We start from the raw sequence: 19,767 nt of genomic DNA, 5'->3' as shown, positions 1-19,767 counted from the left end.
ACGTCAGGACCGGCGCAGCGTCAGCTTCCAGTTCCGGCGCGGCCCACGGATGTCCACCGAGCCGCACACCACCTTGCCGGTGAGGATGATGTGCGGGGCGCCCTCAGCAGGGGCGTCGCGGCGGTGATCGTCGGCGCTGCCCACGATCACCTCGACGTCATCGATCGACGCACTGGCCCCTTCGGGCAACCGGATCTCCACCGACCCGAACTTCATGTCCAGCTCGATGACCACCATCGGCCGGGCGAACCGGGCCCGGGTCAGGTCCAGCTCCACCGACCCCATCCGGCGCACCAACGCCAGCCGGGTCGGGACCGTCCATTCACCCTGGCGTTTCAGCGAGCCCAGCACCCCGCGCAACTCGACCCGGTCGGTGGCGGTGGTGACGATCGCCCCGGGCCCGGGCAGGTCACCCACCAACGCATCGAGGTCCGAATGCAGACGGGCGTGCGACACCATCGCCGAGCGCTCCTCGAACTCGGCGATGTCGATGAGTCCGAGAGCGACGGCATTGTGCAGTCGCCGCAACGTGCCGTTGCGATCGGCATCGGAGACGCGCAGGTCCACGGATTGTTCGTTGATCCCTGTCATGGCAGGTTCAACGGTACCGCCGTTCAGGCCAGATAGGCCGGGGGCAGCCCGTCGAACATGGTCTTGCACATGCGCACCGCGTACTCCGAACTGCCGCCGCCGACGATGAGCGCGGCAAATGCCATGTCCCCGCGGTAGCCGGCGAACCAGGAATGGGAGCCGCCCATGAACTCGGCCTCCCCGGTCTTGCCACGCACATCGCCGAGCCCGTTGAGATCCTTCGCCGTGCCGTTGGTGACCACCAGTCGCATCATCGGCCGCAACCCGTCGACCATCTTCGGGCTGATCGGGGCGCCCGCGCGGTCGACCATCGTCTGGCGTCCCTCGATGAGTTGCGGCACCGGCGTCTTGCCGGCCGCCACGGTCGCGGCGGCCAGTGCCATACCGAAGGGGCTGACCAGGACCTTGCCCTGACCGAAGCCGTCCTCGGTGCGCTCGGCCAGATCGACCGTCGGCGGCACCGAACCGGTCAGCGTGGAGATTCCGTCCACCTGATAGTCGGTGCCGATGCCGTAACGCGCAGCGGCCTGGGTGAGGCCGCGCGGTGGCATCCGGCTGGCGAGCTCGCCGAAGGTGGTGTTGCACGAATTGGCGAACGCCCGCGACAACGGCACCGTGCCGAGATCGAACGTGTCGTAGTTGGTGACGGTCCGGTGGCCGATGTCGAGCGTGCCGGGGCACCCCAAAAGCGTGTTGGGCGTTGCCATGTCGCGCTCGATGGCGGCGCCGGCGGTAACCATCTTGAAAGTCGAGCCCGGCGGGAACTGGCCCATGGTTGCGAGCGGGCCGATGGCATCGGCAGCCGCGTTCTGCGCGACAGCCAGGATCTCACCGGTGGACGGTTTGATCGCGACGATCATCGCCTGCTTGCCCGTGGTGTTGACCGCGTTCTGCGCGGCATTCTGCACGGCGCGGTCCAGGCTGATGGTGATCGACGGTGCCGGATCGCCCACCACCTCGTTGAGCACATCGACGTCGACGCCGTTCTGGTTGACCGTGACCACCCGCCAGCCCGGCTGACCATCGAGTTGGTCGGCCACCGATCGCTTGACCTCATTGACGATCGCCGGGGCGAAAGTCTCGTCGGTCGGCAACATTTCGGGCTGCGGGGTGAGCACGACGCCGGGGAGCCGACCGATGGCCGGCGCGATCCGGTCGTTGTCGGATTGGCGCAGCGTGATCAGGCTCATCGGCTGTGCCGATGCGCTGGCTTGTTCAGCAAGCAGCTGAGGATCACCCAGGGCTGGATCGAAGCCCCGCAGCGCGTCGGCGACCGCCCGCGCCGTCGGCATCAACGCAGCGCCGGCCGACCTGGCATCCAGTGCGTAGTGATAGATGTAGCCGGGCACCAGCACATCGGTACCGCCGCGCTCGTTGACCGAGGCCCGCCGCGGCGCGTCGGCGCGCAGCGCAAAGGTCTGGTGCTCCCCGAGTTTCGGGTGCAGCCCGGTCGCGCTCCAGCGCACCTCCCAGCGACCCTCCTCGCGGACCATGTTGAGCTGCCCGTCGTAGGTCCAGGTGCGGTCCTTCGGCAGGTGCCAGGTGTAGCGGTAGGCGACGCTGCCGGTGTCCTCGGCGTACTTCGAACCCAGGATCTGCGCGTCGAGCCGGGTGGCCTGCAAGCCGTTCCATGCTTCGCTGAGAGCGGTCTTGGCATCCTCGGGCCGGTCGGCCAGCGCAGCGGCGGCCGCGGTGTCACCAGTGGCCAGTGCCGCGAAGAACTGCTCGGCGGCGGGTTCGGGCCCGTTGGGCCTCGGGGTGCAGGCGCTCAGCCCGGAAGCCCCAAGGACCACGACGACCGCGAACAGGCCTGCGGTTCGTGTGACTGATGATGTTTGAGTTGCCATTGAGGCTGATGTTAGAAACGTAGACGCTGGTTTCGTCGGAGGCGCACCGATACCGAACCGAGACTGTCGCGAGACCGACAAGTAGCCCCGCCGGCGTCACAGGTCCAGAGCACGCAACAGGATTTCGAGACCGCGCCGGAATTCCTCATCCGGCTGGATGCCGTGCGCCACTGCCGCGGTCTCCGACAACAGCGGATATTCCTCAGCAGACAAACCTGCCAGCGTTCGAGTTCCCGGTCCGGTCAGACTTCCCAGCATCTCGATCTCGATGGCGCCGAAAATGTAGGCCAGCACCGCCCGGAACGCATACACCCGGCGCTTGCCGCCGTAGCCGGCGGCGGTGAGCACACCGAGCACCATTTCTCCCCAGCGCAAGGACGCCGGCGAGCGGTGCCGGTGCGTCAGCAGCAAGGGCACCACCGCGGGATGCCGTGCGGCGGCAACATGCACACGCTCGGCGAGCTCGACGAGCTGGCGGCGCGCCGAGCCTTGTGGCAGTCCGGGATCCATCTCGCCGAGTACGAGGTCCACCACGAGCGCTTCGAGTTCGTCGCGATCGGCGACGTACCGGTACAGCGACATGGTGCCCAGGCCCAGCCGCCGGGCGACGGTCCGCATCGACAGGCCCCCCAGCCCATCGGCGTCAACGACCGCCAACGCAGCTGCGGCGAGCTGAGTTTGGCTGATCGAACGTGGGCGCGGCATGACGATTGACAGCGTACACCGTACGCCTATAGCCTTCAATCTATAGGCGTACACCACACGCTAACGAGGAGGAGCCGTGCCCCCACCCGATCCGCCCACGACGGTTCCCGGCCGCCAGTTCCTCAGTGTCACAGGCGAACACATCCCGGTACCCGATCCGCACGGCCTGGTACACCTGCAATTCAGACGGTTCGCGGGTTGTCCGATCTGCAATCTGCATCTGCAGTCGTTCGTGGCCCGGCACGCGGAGATCAGCGCCGCCGGTATCCGCGAGGTGGTCTTCTTTCACTCCCCCGCAGCCGAATTGGCCGAGCACACATCGGATCTGCCGTTTGCCACCATCGCCGATCCGGAGAAGGAGATCTACCGGCAGTTCGGCGTCGAGTCCGGTCCCCGGGCGCTGCTCGATCCCCGCAGCTGGCCGGCGATCATCCACGGCGGGCTGCTGACACTGCGCGGGCGGTTCCGCGCCCCGGCCGGCAGGCAGGTGGGTGGCCGGCTCGGGCTACCCGCGGATTTCCTCATCGCCCCGGACGGCGTGGTGCTCGCCGCCAAATACGGCTCGCATGCCGATGACCAATGGTCGGTCGATGACCTGCTGCTACGGGCCACCGCCGCACGGCGGTGACGCTCACTCCGGCAGCACTCAGTCCAGCAACACCGTGGCGAAGGTGCCGACCTGTTCGAACCCGATGCGGGCGTACGTCGCCCGCGCCACGGTGTTGTAGCTGTTGACGTACAGGCTCGCGATCCGGCCCGAGCCCACCACCGCGGCTGCCAGCGCCGCTGTCCCTGCGGTGCCCAATCCGTGACCGCGCCACTCGGGATGCACCCACACCCCCTGGATCTGGCCGACTGCGGGCGACTGCGACCCGATCTCGGCCTTGAACACCACCTCGCCGCGCTCGAACCGGGCCCACGCCCGTCCCGCGGCGATCAGGCTGGCGATGCGGCGGCGGTAGCCACGGCCACCGTCACCGAGCCGCGGGTCGACACCGACCTCGCCGATGAACATGTCGACCGCGGCCACCAGATAAGCGTCGAGTTCCTCCATGCGTACCGGGCGGACCGCCGGATCGATCACGCAGTGCGGCATCGAGTTCAGTGCCATCAACGGCTGTTGCTCACGGACGTCACGGGCAGTACCCCACACCGATTCGAGCCGCCGCCACATTGGCAGTACCAGCTCGGCCCGGCCGACGAGCGAGGAGCAGCGACGCGCGGTACTCATCGCCTTGTCCGAGAACGCCTTGAGATCCTCGGAATCCCCACGCAACGGGATCAGGTTGGGACCGGCGTAACACAGTGACTCCGTGACACCGCGCCTCGTCCACAGCTCCCCGCCGATCGCGCCGTGTTCGACCCCGAACTCGGCGACGCGGGCGGCCACCATGCACGACCCCACCGGGTCCTCGTCGAACACCTGCAGGCAAGGGGTGGCGTCGCGCACCACGGATACTCGGCGCTCGTCGACGAGGCGGAACAGTGGCGGAGCCGACATGGACGATTCTCTCTGTTGAAGCCGAGGCTGGGTGACCCCGCTCACAGGGTCGTTATCAGCTTACGGTCACCACAGGCGAACCGGTGGCATCATCTGAACCGGCCGATTCCGCCAGGCGCATTGCCTCTTCGATCAGGGTCTCGACGATCTGCGCCTCGGGGACGGTCTTGATCACCTCACCCTTGACGAAGATCTGGCCCTTGCCGTTGCCGGAGGCCACCCCGAGATCAGCCTCGCGGGCCTCCCCCGGACCGTTGACCACACAACCCATCACCGCGACCCGCAGCGGTACATCGAGCCCGTCCAGGCCCGCACTGACCGCGTTCGCCAGGGTGTACACGTCGACCTGGGCCCGCCCACACGACGGGCACGACACGATCTCCAGACCGCGGGGCCGCAGGTTCAGCGACTCCAGGATCTGATTTCCGACCTTGACCTCTTCGGCCGGCGGCGCTGACAGAGACACCCGGATCGTGTCGCCGATGCCCTTGGACAGCAACGCGCCGAACGCCACCGCGGACTTGATCGTGCCCTGGAACGCCGGGCCCGCTTCGGTGACACCGAGATGCAGCGGGTAGTCGCACTGCGCGGCAAGCTGTGTGTAGGCCTCGACCATGATCACCGGGTCGTTGTGCTTGACGCTGATCTTGATATCGCCGAAGCCGTGCTCCTCGAACAGCGAGGCCTCCCACAGCGCGGACTCGACCAGCGCCTCGGGGGTGGCCTTGCCGTACTTCTTCATCAGCCGGGGGTCCAGCGAGCCGGCGTTGACGCCGATGCGAATCGGGATACCCGCATCGCCCGCGGCCTTCGCGACCTCTTTGACCCGGCCGTCGAATTCCTTGATGTTGCCGGGGTTGACGCGCACGGCCGCGCAGCCGGCGTCGATCGCGGCGAAGATGTACTTGGGCTGGAAGTGGATGTCGGCGATCACCGGGATCTGGCTGTGCCGGGCGATCTCGGCGAGCGCGTCCGCGTCCTCCTGGCGAGGGCAGGCCACCCGCACGATGTCGCAGCCGGAAGCGGTCAGCTCGGCGATCTGCTGCAGCGTCGAATTGACGTCGTGAGTCTTTGTGGTGCACATGGACTGCACCGCGATCGGGTGCTCGCTGCCGATGCCGACACCACCCACCATGAGCTGTCGGGTCTTACGCCGCGGCGCCAGGGTCGGCGCCGGGGGTGCGGGCATTCCCAAACCGATGGACGCTGTCATGTGGGATCTCCTACTGGAAGATGCTGAGTGGGTTGACCAGGTCTGCGGTCACGGTCAGCAGCATGTAGCTGACCACTACCAGCAACACCACGTACGTGGCGGGCATGAGCTTGAGGTAGTTGACGGGGCCTGCGGCGACTTTGCCGCGGGCCGCCCGGATCATGTTGCGGATCTTCTCGTACGTCGCGACCGCGATATGACCGCCGTCGAACGGCAACAGCGGCACCAGGTTGATCGCACCGAGCACAAAGTTCAACTGCGCCAGGAAGAACCAGAACGCCACCCACAGCCCGGCCTCGACCGTCTCGCCGCCGATGATGCTCGCGCCGACCACACTGATCGGGGTTTCCTTGTCGCGTTCACCGCCGCCGATCGCATGAACCAGGGCGCCGATCTTGGTGGGAATCTTGGCCAGCGACTTACCCAACTCGATGGTCAGGTCACCGGTGAACGCGAACGTCGCGGGCACCGCGGCGATCGGGCTGTACGGGGTGGGCGGCTTCACTTCGACCGCGCTGACACCGATCGCGCCGACCGTGGCGGGCGCCTTGGCGTCTGCGCTGGTGAACCGCTGCGTCTGGGTCACATCGACGACCTTGGTCATGGTCTGACCGTCGCGCTTGAGCTCGATGGTCACCGGGCCGTTCAGTTTGCGGATCGCGGCGGCCATCTGGCTGAAATCGGAGACCTTGGTGTCGCCGACCTTGACGACCTCGTCGCCGGCCTGGATGCCGGCCAATGCCGCGGGGCCGGGCCCCGTGCACTCACCCATCTTGTCCAGGCTCACTTGTGCTGCAACACAACCCGTTTCACCGACAATCGCGGTGGTGGGCGCGGTGATGTTGGGTAGGCCCCACATGACCGCCACCGCGTAGAGAAGCACCAGTCCGATGATGAAGTTCATCGCCGGGCCGGCGAACAGCACGGCGACGCGCTTCCACACCTTCTGCTTGTACATCGCATAGGGCCGGTCTTCGGGCGCGATCTCATCGACGGACGTCATGCCGGCGATGTCGCAGAACCCGCCCAGCGGAATGGCCTTGAGGCCGTATTCGGTCTCGCCGAGGCGGTTGGGACGCCGCGTCGACCACAGTGTCGGACCGAAGCCCACGAAGTAGCGACGCACCTTCATGCCGGTGGCACGCGCCACCCACATGTGCCCGCATTCGTGCAGGGCCACCGATACCAGGATGGCCAGCGCGAACAGCGCGATGCCGATGACGAACATCATTTGGTGACGAGCCCTTTTCTGACGGATTTCTGCTCGAAGTGCATGTCGATGGCCCGTCGTGCCGTTTCTCTGGCCCACCGCTGCGCATCGAGTACGTCTTCCACGGTAGCGGGTTCGGCGGCCCACTGGTCGCCGGCATGCAACACGTCACCGACGGTTTGCACGATCGCCGGGAACGGGATCCGGCCCGCGAGGAACGCCTCGGCGGCCTCCTCGTTTGCGGCGTTGTACACCGCGGTCAGGCAGCCGCCGCGGGTTCCGGCCTGGCGAGCCAGATCCACCGCGGGGAACACCTCGTTGTCCAGCGGGAGGAATTCCCAGGTGGAGGCGGTGGTGAAGTCGCAGGCCAGGGCCGCGCCGGGAACCCGCGCCGGCCAGCCAAGCGCCAGCGCGATCGGCAGCTTCATATCCGGTGGGCTGGCCTGCGCCAGTGTCGAGCCGTCGGTGAAGGTCGCCATCGAGTGCACGATCGACTGTGGGTGCACCACGACCTCGATGCGGCCGTAGTCGATGCCGAACAGCAGATGGGTCTCGATCAGCTCCAGGCCCTTGTTGACCAGGGTCGCCGAGTTCAGCGTGTTCATCGGGCCCATTGACCAGGTCGGGTGCTTTCCGGCCTGCTCCGGGGTGACCGATTCCAGGTCGGCGGCCGACCATCCCAGGAACGGACCGCCGGACGCGGTGAGCACGATCTTGGCCACCTCGTCGGCGGTGCCGCCGCGCAGACATTGGGCCATCGCGGAATGCTCGGAGTCCACGGGAACGATCTGCCCCGGTGCGGCCGCCTTGAGCACCAGCGGGCCGCCCGCGACCAGCGACTCCTTGTTGGCCAGGGCCAAGCGCGCGCCGGTGGCCAGGGCGGCCAGCGTCGGCGCCAGCCCCAATGCCCCGACCAGTGCGTTGAGCACCACGTCGGCCTCAGTGTTCTCGACCAGACGGGTGACGGCGTCGGGCCCGGCATATGTCACGTCGCCGATCTGGTCGGCGGCCCGCTGGTCGGCGACCGCAATGTTGCTGACGCCGGTCGCGGCGCGCTGGGCGGCGAGCAGATCGGGGTTACCGCCGCCGGCGGCGAGGCCGACGACCTCGAACCGGTCAGGGTTGGCCGCGATGACCTCGAGCGCCTGGGTGCCGATCGATCCGGTACTTCCGAGTATCAGCACGCGCGTTGTGTCGCTCACCGTTACATTGTGCCGCGTGCCGGGACCGATGGCGCCGACGGTCACCGCATCCGGGCCGCCGGGTCCGCAGTGGCCTCGATCTTCATCACCAGGCCGTCCCGGATGGTCAGCGTGACGACCGCGAACAGCCGGCGATGGTCGTAGGCGAGGAGAACCGGCTCGCCGGCTGCCCCGCACACCAGCGTCGCTCCCGGCCCCAGGTAGCGCAGCAAGTTGGTCGCGACGACGTCGGGGCCGTGGTTGATCTGTGGGGGCGGCGCCGGATCGGCGAGGACCGTACCGACGCCCCACACGGTCGGGTCGAGCACCGCGGTCAACGCCCGCACGTCACCGGAGGCGCACGCGGAGATGAACTTCTCCATCACCTGACGGTGTTCGACGGCGCGGACATCGACCGGCCGGTGCGCCTCGGCGGTGAACTTCTCCCTGGCCCGGCGCGCCAACTGCCGACAGGTGCCCACCGGTCTGCCGACCGTCTCGGCGATTTCGTCGAACGGCACCGCGAAGACGTCGTGCAGCACGAACGCCACGCGTTCGCCGGGACTGAGGCGGTTCAGCACCTCGAACAAGGCGGCGCGCACCTCGTCGTCGAGCGTGACCCGGTCGGCAGGGTCCAGGTCGGCCGCCGCCTTCGACGCCAGGACCACACCCGGATCGGGACGCTCGAGCCGGGAACGGGCCGATCGAACGTGATCGAGGCAGAGCCGCCCGGTCACCACCGTGAGCCAGGCGCGTACGTCGTCGAGGTGCTCATGGTCGGTGCGGGCGAGCCGCAGGAATGCCTCCTGGGCGACGTCCTCGGCGTCGCCGATGTCGCCCACCATCTGGTAGGCGAGATTGACCAGGTACGGGTGGTGCTCCCGCCAGGCCGACTCGATACCCACTGATCCGTTCATGTGCTTACGACGAATCCGGGAGCCGGAAAGTTACAGGATTTCCGATCTCTCTTTCGCTGTAACTTTTCGGACGGCTGCTCCGTCCTTGATCGCATGAACACAATTCTCGTCACGGGCGCAACCGGCAATGTCGGCCGCCCGCTTGTCAGCGAACTCGTCCGTGCCGGTGCACAGGTGCGCGCCGTCACCCGCAGTCCCGAAACCGCCGGGTTTCCGCCCGGTGTCGAACTGTTCCGATCCGCCGCCGACGGCGTGGCGGGCGCCTCGGCGGTATTCCTCAACTCCCGTGCGCTGGGACAGGAATTGGCGCCGACAGTCGAGCTGGCCCGGGCCGCAGGCGTGAAACGTCTGGTCGCGTTGTCGGCGATCAACGCCGACGACGACGACTCCCGGCAGCCGTCGCGCGTGCGCGGGGACCGCAACCGCGAAGTCGAACAGCTGGCCGTGGCCTCCGGCCTGGAGTGGGTCAGCCTGCGCCCCACGGTGTTCGCCTCGAATTTCGCGGGCATGTGGTCGGCACAGATCCGGTCCGGCGATGTGGTGAGCGGCCCGTACGCCGGTGCATCCACAGCGGTGATCGTCGACGCCGACATCTCCGCCGTGGCCGCGGTGGCGCTCCTGACCGACGACCTTGTGGGACAGCGCATCCCGCTGACGGGACCGCAGGCGCTGACCAACACCGAACTGGTGAACACCATCGGGCGGGTGCTGCGGCGGCCGCTGCACTACCGCGAGGTGCCCACCGACGTGGTGCGGCAGCGGTTCGTCGGGCTGGGCTTTCCGGCCGCGTTCGCCGACGCGTACATGGGCCTGCTGGCCGACACCGTCGAGCGGCCGGCACTGGTCACCCATGAGGTCGACAAGATTCTCGGACGACCCGCCACGGCATTCGGCGACTGGGTCGATGAACATCGCGGGTTGTTTACCAATAGTTGAGGAGGACAAGACATGTCAGAGCAGAGGACCGAGCCGCAGCCACCACGCTGGCTCAAGCCGATGAACAAGGTGATGATGGCGGTGCAGCGCCTCGGACTCCCCACCGGGCCGGCGATGGTGCTGACCGTCCCGGGGCGCAAGACCGGCAAGCTCCGCAGCACTCCGATGACGCCGTTCGACCACGACGGCGGCCTGTACACCGTGGCGGGCTATCCCGGCTCGGACTGGGCGGCCAATGCCCGGGCCGCCGGAACCGGGACACTGACCCGGGGCCGGCGGTCCCGGCCGGTGCGAATCGTCGAACTCACGCCGGACCAGTCGCGTCCGGTGCTGCGCGCGTTCGCGGTCAAGGTGCCGGTCGGTGTCGGCTTCGCCAAACGCAGCGGCCTCGTCATCGATGGCACACCAGAGGAATTCGAGAAGCTGGCCGGACGCCTGACGGTGTTCCGGTTCGATCCCGCCTAGGAGGCGGCCGATGTGACGGCGCGGCGGATCGAGATGTCTCCCGAGCCGGTGCGGGCGTGCACCATGAACGTCTCGTCGCCGTCGGCTGGCCCCTCGGAGGCCTGCAAACCGTTGTCGACGGTGCCCGAGTGGGTCTTGAGCTCGAGCCGCGCCGCGGTGCCCTCCGGAATGCCGACTTCGACCTCACCGCTACCGGTCTGGGCGCTCAGGGCACCGCTGATCCCGACCCCGACGGTGACAGAACCCGACGCGGCCTGATGCTTGAGGTGCCCACGCAACGTCCCGACCGCCAGGCTGCCGCTGGCCGCCTGGAACTTGACGTCTCCGTCGATGCGATCGATCGACGCATCACCGGACGCCGTGGCGATCTGAGCGTTGCCCGCGACATCGCCAATCGAGATATCGCCGGATGCGCTGTCCGCCTTGATGTTCCCGGTAATGGTCGCCACCCGTACCGCACCACTGGCAGAGGCACAGCGGCAGTCCGAGTAGACGCCGTCCGCGTCGATGTCGGCCGACGCGGAGGACAGGTTCAGTCGAGAGCCTGTCGGCAGGGCGATGTCGACGCGGACCGCTCCCCCGCGTCCCAATGACAGGACCTTTCTGCCTGCGGTCACCACGAGGGTGCCGTTGTGAAAATCGACGCGGGCCTGTTCGGCCGCGCGCACATCGGAGGCGCGCTCGGGATCCCGCGGCGCGATGTCGACGACGGTGTCGTCACGGTCGGTGGCTGCCAGGTGCACCGCACCGGCAACGACTTCGACGACGGCCGTGATGGGTTCGGCTGTGTGGAACGTGGTCATCGGATTCTCCTTCGGTCAGATTCAGCGGACCCAGCCGCTGAAGTTCTTGTCGCTGCCACGGCTCGGACGTCCGGCCCCACCGAGGGCCGCCGCAGCGGAACGTACGAGCCAGGCGTTCACCGACACACCGTCGCGGCGGGCGGCGCCCTCCACCCCGGCGCGCAGGCTCTCCGGGAGTCGCAACGACACCCGCCAGGTGCCGCCGCCGTCATCGTCGGGGACGTCCACCACCGGTGCCGGCGCGGGAACGTCGGCCTCGGCGGGCTCGACAGTGAACTCGGGGTCACGGCCGTTGAGCCGGACGTGCACGGATCCGGGCGCGAGTTCACGCGTGATCTGCTCGGCCGCCTCCGACAGCGCTTCCAGCAGCGTGAGCCGCAACGCCGATTCCAGCGGCGCGGTCAGCCGCTGTGCCAACGCCTCCGCCTCGGCGCCTCCCGCCGCCGCGGCGACGCCGAACTCGTGCCGGACGGTCTCGACATACGGCTGCAAGTCCATGATGTCATGGTGACATCATTTTGATGTCACCGCAAGCGTCAGCCCGCGCGGAGTTACTTCAGCTTCGCGATGAAGGTCTCCGCGAAGCGCTCGATGGGACCGCGGAACCGGTCGGCGCCGGTGGCACCGTTGGGCGCTGTCAGCCAGGGCGCGCACATCACCGCGGTGATGCCGAGGTCCTCGGCCCGCCTGTACAGATCCGGCGAGGGCGGATCGAGGAGGGCCAGGATGATGTCGAACGGCTCGTGTTGCCGCCCGTATTCACGGCGCAGTTCGGCCAGCCGGGTGGCGTAGGAAGTCGCCTGTTCGAGGGTGTAGGCGTAGCCGATCCAGCCGTCACAGGATCGGGCCGCGCGCCGCAGCGCCGCCTCGGATTCACCACCACACAGGATCGGCACCGGCTCAGGCGGGTGAGGTTCGATCATCAGCTCGGGAACCGAGTAGTAGCGCCCCTCGTACGAGACCCAACCGCCACGCCAGATCTCGCGCAGTGCCGGGATCATCTCGTCGAGCCGCTTACCGCGGGTGTCGAAATCCTGGCCCATGAGCTCGAATTCCTCCCGCATCCAGCCGACGCCGACACCGAGGGCCACCCGTCCACCCGAGATCACCGCGGCCGTCGCCACCTGCTTGGCAACCTCGAGCAGCGGTCTCGCCGGCGCCACGTAGACGGCATTGGAGAAACGCAGCCGACGCGTGAGCGCCGCCATCGCCCCGATCAGTACCCAGGAGTCCGGCCAGCTGGTCTCGGGTGCCCACGGGGGCTTACCGGTCGGGGAATCCGGGTAGGGCGAGGACAGTTCGCGCGGGTAGATCATGTGGTCCGAGCACACCATGCCGTGGAAGCCGGCCTCGTCGAGCAACGGCGCCACCGTCAGCGCGTCGGCGACATCCATGAATGCCGTACCGCTCCAGAACTGCATCTACCAACCCTCCGTGTTTTCCGGTGTGTTCATAGGCAGCATGGACACATGCCCACGCTCCTGTGGTTTCGGCGAGACCTGCGCTGCTTCGACCATCCCGCCCTGCTGGAGGCAGCACAAACCGACGGCGAGGTACTGGCCTGCTATGTGCTCGATCCGCGATTGGAGGCATCCTCGGGTCCGCGTCGCCTGGCATATCTCTATCGGGCGTTGCGCGAGCTGTCCGACAACCTCGAGGGAAATCTGCTGGTGACCCGCGGCCGACCCGAGCAGCGGATTCCGGCGCTGGCCCGGGCCATCAGCGCTACCTCGGTGCACATCTCGCAGGACTACGCGCCCTTCGGGCGGCGCCGCGACGACACGGTCCAGGCGGCGCTCGGCGAGACCGCCCTGTGCGCAACGGGATCGGGTTACCTGGTGTCGCCCGGCCGGATAACCAAACCGGACGGCGCGCCGTACCGGGTGTTCACGCCGTTCTTCCGCGCCTGGCGCCGGCATGGCTGGCGTGCTCCTGCGGATACCGGACCCGATTCGGCGCGCTGGATCGACCCCGCCGACACACCCGCAGGCACCTGCGATCGCATCGAAATTCCTTCTGCGACAGAGGCTTCGATGTTCAACGCGGGTGAGCGCGCAGCGAGGTCGCAGTGGCGGGAATTCGTGGATCAAGGACTCACCGACTACCCGGCCCGGCGCGACCGCCCGGATCTCGACACCACCAGTCGGATGTCGGCCCACCTCAAGTTCGGCACCATCCACCCTCGGACGATGGCGGTTGACCTCGGCTCCGGCGATGATTCCTACCTCCGCGAGCTGGCGTTCCGAGATTTCTATGCGGCGGTGCTCTATCACTGGCCCGACAGCGCGTGGCAGAACTGGAACCACGACTTCGACGCGATCGAACTGGATGACGATGAGGCGGCCATGCGGGTATTCGAGGCATGGAAGGACGGCCGGACCGGATTCCCGATCGTCGACGCCGGAATGCGCCAACTGGCCGCCACCGGGTTCATGCACAACCGGGTGCGCATGATCGTGGCTTCGTTCCTGGTCAAGGACCTGCATCTGCCCTGGCAATGGGGTGCGCGCTGGTTTCTCGACCAGCTGATCGACGGCGATCTGGCCAACAACCAACACGGATGGCAGTGGGCAGCCGGCTGCGGCACCGACGCCGCGCCGTACTTCCGCGTTTTCAATCCGGACCTGCAGGGCGCGAAGTTCGACCCAGACGGCGACTACATCCGACGCTGGGTCCCGGAGTTGGCCGGCGTCATCAACGTGCACAAACTGGGGACCGACCGGCCGACGTCGTATCCGGAACCGATCGCCGATCACGCCGAGGAGCGACTGGAGGCGCTGCGGAGGTACCGAAGCCTGGGTTGACCCCCCACGGCCGGCATACGACACAGCGTCGTATGCCAGAATGTCCGCAAGCCAAGCCAGAAGGCAGTTCGATCCGGAGGAGCAAAAGTGGTCAGCACCGAGGTGGAGCGCAGCAACGGCGTCGACGTCGAGGAAGTGCCCTCGGCAGCGTGGGGCTGGTCGGATCTGAACATCAAGGTGATCCACCTCGGCGGCATCCTGTCCGCGCTCTTCCTGCTGGTCATGATGATCGGCAATCACGTGGGCCACGTCGAGGACTGGTTCCTGATCTCCTTCGCGGCGTTCCTCCTGCTTGCGGTGGGCCGCAACATCTGGCTGCGTCGCCGCGGCTGGATTCGCTAGCCGCACATCGCGCATGCCGGCTCTACAACCGAGCCGGCACGTCGATCGAGGTATCCACCGGTCGCATCGGGCGGATCAGCCCCTCCTGGGCGAACGAAGCCAACAGCTCGCCGTCCTCGGTGTGTACCTGACCGCGAACATACGACATCCCCTGTCCGGCTGCGGTGCTCTCGTGGCTGTAGAGCAGCCAGCCATCCCACTCCACGGGTTCGTGGAAGCTGACCGAAGTCGACATCAATGCTGTCGACACCGTCGCGTGCGCCTGCGCTGTGCCGACCCCAGGATGGGGCCGCATCGTGGTCGAGATGCCGAGTTGCCCGGTGAAATACGCCAGCAGTGCCTTGGCCAGATCGTCCCGTTCGGGGACCGGGTCATAGCGCAACCAGGCATAGAGTTCGGGTGGCCCCACCTCGTCGGGACTGTTGACATCGACCACGTCCACCAGGCGCAGCTCGTGGCCGAGCATGGCCTGCCCCGCCGGGTGGGCGTCGTCCGGCGTCTCGACGTCGGGCCGCAGGGCATGGTGGCGGATCACATCGGCCGTGGGCACATCGGCCAACACCGTCACTGTCGCGCACAGCCGCGAATCCTGTTCGACGGCGACCACCGCCGTCGCCGTCGAGCGGCCCGAGTGCATCACAGTGACCGCCAGTTCGACCGTGGAGTCGATCTCGACCGGCCGGGTGAAGACCGCATGGGCTGATCGGATCATCTTGTCCGGGAACCGTTTAGCCGTCGCGACAATGGCCTGGCCCAGCGCTTGCGCCCCCTTGGCCACCCGCCTGCCGTCGGTTCCGGTCGGCCCGGTCACGCCGACGAATCGATCCGGACCGGCGGGCGTCACGTCGAACACCTCGAGCAGGCCGGCGACTGATGCCTGCGCCGGCATCAACACACCGGAACCAGGTCGGCCTCGAATAGGCCCGCCGATCGCCCACACCGGAACAGAGTCTCCCCGCTTCCCACCGACCCCGGGTCTCCCCCGGCCAGGGCCAACGCATGGGCCTTGAACGCCAGGGCGGCCGCGCTCGGCCGGTACTGAATCCGCTGAACCTGCACGCCAAGGCCGACCGGAGCGTGCGGCCCGAAGTAGACCACGTCGCCAACGGGACTCCGCGAGGCGAGGCCGTGGTCACCGGATTCGAGGCGCGACGTGCCGATCGCCGTCATCGCGACCGAGTCCGCCGCCCCTGATCGCCACAGCCCGTTCAGGTCAACGGCTTTCAGCCCGAGGATGCGCAACGCACGCTCATCTCCGGCCTCGCCGGCGGCGACACTGACCCGCCAGCCCGCCATCGCCCGGTCGAACAACCATCCACCGATGCCCGACACAGCTTCGGCGACATCGGCAGCCACCACGTTCAGCTCGTACCGCAGGGCCTTCTCGGGACGCACCCGCGGCCGGGCGAACGGGACCGCGAGCATATTGCCGTCGCCGCGCTCCTCCGACAACTGCGCGGACATTCCTGACTGTGGGGACATAGGGGCATCCAATCCGGGTCCAAAGGGCTGATCGGCCGACACTCTCGACGGGGGTGTTGCGGTGTGGCCCGCCTCATCCAACAGCGTGACATTCTCAAGAGAATCTGTAAAGCTTCTATCTGGACGCAACCATCGGCCGAACGATCGCACCGATGCGTCCCACTGACGCGCCCGGGTCCCAGCCCATCAGCCAAATTGGAGGTGCTGCAATGAGTCTCGTCGCAGGGCGGGGTCCGTTGAGTACACAACCGGCCGGTTGGTTCACGCCCCCGCTGACAGAAGGCACGGTCTACATCGAGCCCCATCCGCGCCGCATCCAGGCCTTCCGCGGCGACACCGTCCTGCTCGACACGGAACACGCCCTGATGGTGCACCGCGCCGGACAACCGCTCAGCTATGCGTTCCGCAGCGATGAGGTCGGCGATCTTCCGCACGAGCCGATAGCCGAAGCACCGGGGTACGTCGCAGTGCCCTGGGATGCCGTCGACGCGTGGTTCGAAGAGGGCCGCAAGCTGGTGCACTACCCACCCAACCCCTACCACCGGATCGACTGCCGGCCGACCCGCCGCGGTCTGCGGGTGACGGCCGCCGACGCCGTCCTCGTCGACACCGACGAGACGGTGATCGTCTTCGAGACAGCCCTGGAGCCGCGCCTCTATGTGGATCCCGCCCGGGTCCGCACCGACCTGCTGCGGCCCAGCACGACCACGTCGTACTGCAACTACAAGGGCACGGCCACCTACTGGTCGGTGGCCGTGGGCGACACCGTCATCGCCGATGTGGCGTGGAGCTACCCCGACACCCCACCGGAATCCCTGCCGATCCAGGGGTTCCTCAGCTTCGACGCGACGCGCGTGGACGTGCTCGCCGAACTCCCTTCGTCCGGGGCGTCGGCCACGTGCGGTTGCGAACTCTGACCTGCAAAACCGAGGAAAGCGAACACCATTGGGCATCGTGACCACCACCTCCGAGACGGCCTTCACCCAATCCGCCGAGGAGGTCTACGACTTCGTCACCAATCCGGCGAACTGGGTGAAGACGTATCCGGGCAGCGCGCACATCGGCGGACTACCGGAGCGGCTACCGCTGCAGGTTGGCGATACCTGGACCGAGGCCGGACCCGACGGCGCACAGATCTACACCTGGCACCTGGCGATCGCCATGCGACCGCGCATGTGGGTGTTCAATTCGGTGGGCCGGCTCGGCCATGACCGTGAAGGAAACGGCGGCATGGAAGGCCGCATCACCGTGCAGTATCAGTTCACCCGCCCGGGCAACGACATCACGCTGTTCAGCCGCACGATGACCATCGAGGCATACAAGGACGCCCCGCTACCGGACGCGCTGTTCCGTGTGGTCAATCCGGCCAACATCGACAGGTATCACGCCGCGGTGGGTCGGGAACTGGCGCTCAGTTCAAGCTAGCGCCGCGCCGCCCTCGAAATCGTCGGACAGCGCCGCCGCCAACTCGAGCGTGCGGCGCCGGAACGCCGGGCGCAGCAGGTCGAAATGGATCTCGGTGCCCGCGGCGATGTGCTTGTCCCACGGCAACACGAACACCCGGCCCGGGGCCACATGCTTCTGGAACTGGTGCACCAGGTCGCCGGTGTTCACATTGGGTTTCCGCGGCCCGACGTGGTTGACCACCACGCAGGAGCGGTTCAGCAGGTCCTGGTAGCCGTTGTGCCGCAGCCAGTCCATGGTCACGGCAGCTTGCCGGGCACCGTCGATCGAGGCACTGGCCACGATGACGGCACCGGAAACCGTCGCCAGGACGCCACGGCCCGCCGAGGCGAACATGTCCGCCGCGCAATCGGCCAGGATCAGGTTGTAGTGCTTGGAGACCGTGGCGGTCGCGGCATTCCAATCGGCATCGTTGAACGCGCGGCTCGCGCCGCTGTACTCATCGCTGGACAGCACCTCAAGCTTGGACTCGTTCATGCTGGTGAAGGCTCGGACATCGTTGTAGCGCGACAGGTCCTTGGCGGCCAGGAGGTCGCTCACCGTCGCCGCGGACTGCCGTCCCACCCGGTCGGCCAGGTTGCCGCCGGCCGGATCGGCGTCGACGGCGAGGATGCGGTCACCGCGCACGGCGCTGAGCACCGATCCGAGCGCGACGGTGACGGCGGTCTTGCCGACGCCGCCCTTGAGGCCGAAGACACCGATCTGGTGGGATTCGCGGGCCGTGCGGCGCACCCTCGCGTACAGATCCAGTTCGTAGAGTTCGTCGCGGGACAGCCCGAGGTTGAGGCGGGTGGTGGCATAGACCGCCCGCCGCCAGCCGCGTCGTGGCTGCATCTTGACCGAGGAGCGGACACCGACGCGGGAGAGGTTGTCGATGGCGCGCGGCTCGCCGGGTGCGGCCGGCGGGATCGGTTGCTCCAGGATCCAGCTGCCGGCCGAGGACGACCCGCTGATCGGACGGCCCGGAACCACGGGCAGCTTGGCGGTGATCTCCGCCTCGCGGGGGGCGGCGAAATTCGAGGTCAGAACGATCGGTGGCGTCGATACCCTGGTGTCGCCGTGCCGGGACCGCCCGCTCGGCAGCGCCGCGACCGGTCCGCCCAGCAGCGCGTCAAGCCCGCCGTACGCCAGCGGGTCCCGGGCATGCTTGGCATCGCCGGAGTACATGAGCCGGTCGTCGTCGGCCGACATGTTTACCTCTCAATCGCTCACTCGCTCCCGACGCGACCAGGTTGACCCTCGGGTGCACCGCCGAGGCCGTCGGCGCACCGGCCGCACCGAATTGTCCGCGCGAGTTTTCACTTGCAACAGACCTGCATTATTGCCCACAACGTCGATCACAACCACTGCCGAGCGCCCGCCGGGGTGCCCCAGCTACCAGCTCAACCGTGCAGCGCACGGCGCAGCGCCGCGCCCTGTAACGCGAACAGTTGTTGGCTGACCTCCCACTCCGGAAGCAGCGAATCGAAGCCGTGGCACGTCCCGGGAAACAGATGCAGTTCCGTGGCAACGCCCGCGGCCAACAGCCGACGCGCATAGTCGAGCGCTTCGTCGCGAAGCGGATCGAGCTCCGAACAGGTGATCAGCGCCGGCGCCACACCGGTCAGTGTGGCGCCGCGGGCCGGCACCGCCGCCTCCGGCACGTCCCGGCCGCCCACATAGTGCCGCCACATCGCGATGGTCGCCGGACCGTCGAAGCCCGGTGTGTCGGCGAACTCCTCCTTCGACCGGGTGGGCCGGTCGTCGAGCACCGGCTGGTGCAGCGACTGGAACACGATCGGTGGCGCGGAACCGGCTGCGGAGTGCTGTGCCAGCAGCGCGGCCAGAGCGCCACCCGCGCTGTTGCCGGCAACCGCGATGCGGCCCGCGTCGATGTCGAGCTCAGCGGCCAGCGTGGCCGCCCAGTTGAGCACCACCATCGCGTCATCGAAGGCGGCCGGATACGGATACTCCGGTGCCAATCGATAATCCATCGAGATCACGGTGCACCGGGCTCGCCGGGCCAACTCCACACACTGGATCTGGTCGGTGTCGAGGTTGCCCAGGACGAAGGCACCCGAATGGCAGTACACCACCGCGGGCGACGGCGAGGGTCCGCCGCGATAGATCCGCACCGGGATGGTGCGACGTCCGAGCGCGACGCCGGCGCCGACGATCTCCACGCCCGGCGTGTCCAGGACCTGCGCAGCGTCACGGCGCCGCTGATCCAGTGAGGAACGCACCACGCCCAACTGGTCCGTGGTCAGATCGGTGCGCGCCTCGGCAAATCCGTGCAACGCGGGGTCGAGGCGCTCCAGCCAGGGCAT

22 protein-coding genes are annotated in these 19,767 nt (G+C 67.8%); 7 read left to right on the top strand and 15 right to left on the bottom strand.

Going from position 1 to position 19,767, the window contains the following annotated elements; translation table 11 throughout:
* Positions 1-3: 3 nt before the first annotated feature.
* From ACZYZ7_RS01535 to ACZYZ7_RS01525, 3 genes are all read right to left on the bottom strand, one after another.
* Complete coding sequence (locus ACZYZ7_RS01535) at positions 4-591, bottom strand: DUF1707 SHOCT-like domain-containing protein (protein WP_463740067.1); 588 nt, start codon at positions 589-591, stop codon at positions 4-6.
* A gap of 23 nt (positions 592-614) precedes the next feature.
* Positions 615-2,438, bottom strand: a complete 1,824-nt coding sequence (locus ACZYZ7_RS01530) for a penicillin-binding transpeptidase domain-containing protein (protein WP_135453708.1) — start codon at positions 2,436-2,438, stop codon at positions 615-617.
* Between the two features lie 96 nt (positions 2,439-2,534).
* Entirely contained in the window at positions 2,535-3,143 is a 609-nt protein-coding gene (locus tag ACZYZ7_RS01525) for a TetR/AcrR family transcriptional regulator (RefSeq protein WP_450068847.1), read from the bottom strand.
* Positions 3,144-3,219: 76 nt separating this feature from the next.
* Between ACZYZ7_RS01525 and ACZYZ7_RS01520 the strand changes: the two genes are divergently transcribed.
* Positions 3,220-3,771, top strand: coding sequence for a peroxiredoxin-like family protein (locus ACZYZ7_RS01520; protein WP_450068846.1), 552 nt, complete (start codon positions 3,220-3,222; stop codon positions 3,769-3,771).
* Positions 3,772-3,789: 18 nt separating this feature from the next.
* Here ACZYZ7_RS01520 and ACZYZ7_RS01515 read toward each other — a convergent pair whose 3' ends face one another.
* Genes ACZYZ7_RS01515 through sigI form a run of 5 tightly spaced genes read right to left on the bottom strand, consistent with a single transcriptional unit; the run spans position 3,790 to position 9,165 of the window.
* Positions 3,790-4,644: a GNAT family N-acetyltransferase gene (locus ACZYZ7_RS01515; RefSeq protein WP_450068845.1), complete on the bottom strand. Its 855-nt coding sequence runs from the start codon at positions 4,642-4,644 to the stop codon at positions 3,790-3,792.
* 55 nt (positions 4,645-4,699) lie between these two features.
* Positions 4,700-5,857 (bottom strand): flavodoxin-dependent (E)-4-hydroxy-3-methylbut-2-enyl-diphosphate synthase, encoded by a 1,158-nt coding sequence (gene ispG, locus ACZYZ7_RS01510; RefSeq protein ID WP_210115501.1) that lies wholly within the window; start codon positions 5,855-5,857, stop codon positions 4,700-4,702.
* A 10-nt stretch (positions 5,858-5,867) separates the two neighbouring features.
* Positions 5,868-7,088 (bottom strand): M50 family metallopeptidase, encoded by a 1,221-nt coding sequence (locus ACZYZ7_RS01505; RefSeq protein ID WP_135453704.1) that lies wholly within the window; start codon positions 7,086-7,088, stop codon positions 5,868-5,870.
* The gene (gene dxr / locus ACZYZ7_RS01500) at positions 7,085-8,269 is read right to left on the bottom strand and encodes a 1-deoxy-D-xylulose-5-phosphate reductoisomerase (protein ID WP_450068844.1); all 1,185 of its coding nucleotides are present in this window, start codon (positions 8,267-8,269) and stop codon (positions 7,085-7,087) included. The genes ACZYZ7_RS01505 and dxr overlap by 4 nt, the downstream gene beginning before the upstream one ends.
* 41 nt (positions 8,270-8,310) lie before the next feature.
* Positions 8,311-9,165 (bottom strand): RNA polymerase sigma factor SigI, encoded by an 855-nt coding sequence (gene sigI, locus ACZYZ7_RS01495; protein ID WP_450068843.1) that lies wholly within the window; start codon positions 9,163-9,165, stop codon positions 8,311-8,313.
* Between the two features lie 93 nt (positions 9,166-9,258).
* Between sigI and ACZYZ7_RS01490 the strand changes: the two genes are divergently transcribed.
* Both ACZYZ7_RS01490 and ACZYZ7_RS01485 read left to right on the top strand, forming a co-directional pair.
* Positions 9,259-10,101, top strand: a complete 843-nt coding sequence (locus ACZYZ7_RS01490) for an NmrA family NAD(P)-binding protein (RefSeq protein ID WP_450068842.1) — start codon at positions 9,259-9,261, stop codon at positions 10,099-10,101.
* Between the two features lie 12 nt (positions 10,102-10,113).
* Positions 10,114-10,566 carry a nitroreductase family deazaflavin-dependent oxidoreductase gene (locus ACZYZ7_RS01485; protein WP_135453700.1) on the top strand — a complete coding sequence of 151 codons (453 nt, stop codon included), beginning with the start codon at positions 10,114-10,116 and terminating at the stop codon, positions 10,564-10,566.
* Here ACZYZ7_RS01485 and ACZYZ7_RS01480 read toward each other — a convergent pair.
* Genes ACZYZ7_RS01480 through ACZYZ7_RS01470 form a run of 3 tightly spaced genes read right to left on the bottom strand, consistent with a single transcriptional unit; the run spans position 10,563 to position 12,790 of the window.
* Positions 10,563-11,369, bottom strand: coding sequence for a DUF4097 family beta strand repeat-containing protein (locus tag ACZYZ7_RS01480; RefSeq protein ID WP_135453699.1), 807 nt, complete (start codon positions 11,367-11,369; stop codon positions 10,563-10,565). The genes ACZYZ7_RS01485 and ACZYZ7_RS01480 overlap by 4 nt on opposite strands.
* Positions 11,370-11,390: 21 nt before the next feature.
* Entirely contained in the window at positions 11,391-11,867 is a 477-nt protein-coding gene (locus tag ACZYZ7_RS01475) for a histidine kinase (protein ID WP_450068841.1), read from the bottom strand.
* A 53-nt stretch (positions 11,868-11,920) separates the two neighbouring features.
* Positions 11,921-12,790, bottom strand: coding sequence for a TIGR03619 family F420-dependent LLM class oxidoreductase (locus tag ACZYZ7_RS01470; RefSeq protein ID WP_450068840.1), 870 nt, complete (start codon positions 12,788-12,790; stop codon positions 11,921-11,923).
* A gap of 48 nt (positions 12,791-12,838) precedes the next feature.
* Here ACZYZ7_RS01470 and ACZYZ7_RS01465 point away from each other — a divergent pair, with 48 nt between their 5' ends.
* Positions 12,839-14,173, top strand: a complete 1,335-nt coding sequence (locus tag ACZYZ7_RS01465) for a cryptochrome/photolyase family protein (RefSeq protein WP_450068839.1) — start codon at positions 12,839-12,841, stop codon at positions 14,171-14,173.
* Between the two features lie 87 nt (positions 14,174-14,260).
* Complete coding sequence (locus ACZYZ7_RS01460) at positions 14,261-14,515, top strand: DUF2631 domain-containing protein (protein ID WP_135453695.1); 255 nt, start codon at positions 14,261-14,263, stop codon at positions 14,513-14,515.
* A 22-nt stretch (positions 14,516-14,537) separates the two neighbouring features.
* On the opposite strand, the gene ACZYZ7_RS01455 is transcribed toward ACZYZ7_RS01460, so the two are convergent.
* Together ACZYZ7_RS01455 and ACZYZ7_RS01450 are read right to left on the bottom strand one after the other, a co-directional pair.
* Positions 14,538-15,404 carry an acyl-CoA thioesterase gene (locus ACZYZ7_RS01455; RefSeq protein ID WP_450068838.1) on the bottom strand — a complete coding sequence of 289 codons (867 nt, stop codon included), beginning with the start codon at positions 15,402-15,404 and terminating at the stop codon, positions 14,538-14,540.
* On the bottom strand, positions 15,404-15,997 hold the full coding sequence (locus ACZYZ7_RS01450) for a hypothetical protein (protein WP_450068837.1): 594 nt from the start codon (positions 15,995-15,997) through the stop codon (positions 15,404-15,406). Before ACZYZ7_RS01450 ends, ACZYZ7_RS01455 begins: the two co-directional genes overlap by 1 nt.
* A gap of 209 nt (positions 15,998-16,206) precedes the next feature.
* On the opposite strand from ACZYZ7_RS01450, the gene ACZYZ7_RS01445 reads away from it, so the two are divergent.
* Positions 16,207-16,914 carry a DUF427 domain-containing protein gene (locus ACZYZ7_RS01445; RefSeq protein ID WP_463740066.1) on the top strand — a complete coding sequence of 236 codons (708 nt, stop codon included), beginning with the start codon at positions 16,207-16,209 and terminating at the stop codon, positions 16,912-16,914.
* Positions 16,915-16,942: 28 nt separating this feature from the next.
* A complete protein-coding gene (locus tag ACZYZ7_RS01440) occupies positions 16,943-17,422 on the top strand; it encodes an SRPBCC family protein (RefSeq protein ID WP_450068835.1) in 480 nt (159 codons plus the stop codon).
* Here ACZYZ7_RS01440 and ACZYZ7_RS01435 read toward each other — a convergent pair.
* Together ACZYZ7_RS01435 and ACZYZ7_RS01430 are read right to left on the bottom strand one after the other, a co-directional pair.
* Positions 17,414-18,652 (bottom strand): MinD/ParA family ATP-binding protein, encoded by a 1,239-nt coding sequence (locus ACZYZ7_RS01435; protein ID WP_450068834.1) that lies wholly within the window; start codon positions 18,650-18,652, stop codon positions 17,414-17,416. The genes ACZYZ7_RS01440 and ACZYZ7_RS01435 overlap by 9 nt on opposite strands.
* A 191-nt stretch (positions 18,653-18,843) precedes the next feature.
* Entirely contained in the window at positions 18,844-19,767 is a 924-nt protein-coding gene (locus ACZYZ7_RS01430; RefSeq protein WP_450068833.1) for an alpha/beta hydrolase, read from the bottom strand.

The sequence above is a fragment of the Mycobacterium sp. IDUB_17 genome, assembly GCF_055419465.1.
This window is presented reverse-complemented; position numbering and strand designations above follow the sequence as displayed.

Coding starts and splice junctions, on each gene's coding strand:
- ACZYZ7_RS01535 (WP_463740067.1), bottom strand. CDS start 591: ATGACAGGGATCAACGAACAATCCGTGGACCTGCGCGTCTCCGATGCC.
- ACZYZ7_RS01530 (WP_135453708.1), bottom strand. CDS start 2,438: ATGGCAACTCAAACATCATCAGTCACACGAACCGCAGGCCTGTTCGCG.
- ACZYZ7_RS01525 (WP_450068847.1), bottom strand. CDS start 3,143: ATGCCGCGCCCACGTTCGATCAGCCAAACTCAGCTCGCCGCAGCTGCG.
- ACZYZ7_RS01515 (WP_450068845.1), bottom strand. CDS start 4,644: ATGTCGGCTCCGCCACTGTTCCGCCTCGTCGACGAGCGCCGAGTATCC.
- ispG (WP_210115501.1), bottom strand. CDS start 5,857: ATGACAGCGTCCATCGGTTTGGGAATGCCCGCACCCCCGGCGCCGACC.
- ACZYZ7_RS01505 (WP_135453704.1), bottom strand. CDS start 7,088: ATGATGTTCGTCATCGGCATCGCGCTGTTCGCGCTGGCCATCCTGGTA.
- sigI (WP_450068843.1), bottom strand. CDS start 9,165: ATGAACGGATCAGTGGGTATCGAGTCGGCCTGGCGGGAGCACCACCCG.
- ACZYZ7_RS01490 (WP_450068842.1), top strand. CDS start 9,259: ATGAACACAATTCTCGTCACGGGCGCAACCGGCAATGTCGGCCGCCCG.
- ACZYZ7_RS01485 (WP_135453700.1), top strand. CDS start 10,114: ATGTCAGAGCAGAGGACCGAGCCGCAGCCACCACGCTGGCTCAAGCCG.
- ACZYZ7_RS01480 (WP_135453699.1), bottom strand. CDS start 11,369: ATGACCACGTTCCACACAGCCGAACCCATCACGGCCGTCGTCGAAGTC.
- ACZYZ7_RS01475 (WP_450068841.1), bottom strand. CDS start 11,867: ATGGACTTGCAGCCGTATGTCGAGACCGTCCGGCACGAGTTCGGCGTC.
- ACZYZ7_RS01470 (WP_450068840.1), bottom strand. CDS start 12,790: ATGCAGTTCTGGAGCGGTACGGCATTCATGGATGTCGCCGACGCGCTG.
- ACZYZ7_RS01465 (WP_450068839.1), top strand. CDS start 12,839: ATGCCCACGCTCCTGTGGTTTCGGCGAGACCTGCGCTGCTTCGACCAT.
- ACZYZ7_RS01455 (WP_450068838.1), bottom strand. CDS start 15,404: ATGCCGGCGCAGGCATCAGTCGCCGGCCTGCTCGAGGTGTTCGACGTG.
- ACZYZ7_RS01450 (WP_450068837.1), bottom strand. CDS start 15,997: ATGTCCCCACAGTCAGGAATGTCCGCGCAGTTGTCGGAGGAGCGCGGC.
- ACZYZ7_RS01445 (WP_463740066.1), top strand. CDS start 16,207: ATGAGTCTCGTCGCAGGGCGGGGTCCGTTGAGTACACAACCGGCCGGT.
- ACZYZ7_RS01435 (WP_450068834.1), bottom strand. CDS start 18,652: ATGTCGGCCGACGACGACCGGCTCATGTACTCCGGCGATGCCAAGCAT.
- ACZYZ7_RS01430 (WP_450068833.1), bottom strand. CDS start 19,767: ATGCCCTGGCTGGAGCGCCTCGACCCCGCGTTGCACGGATTTGCCGAG.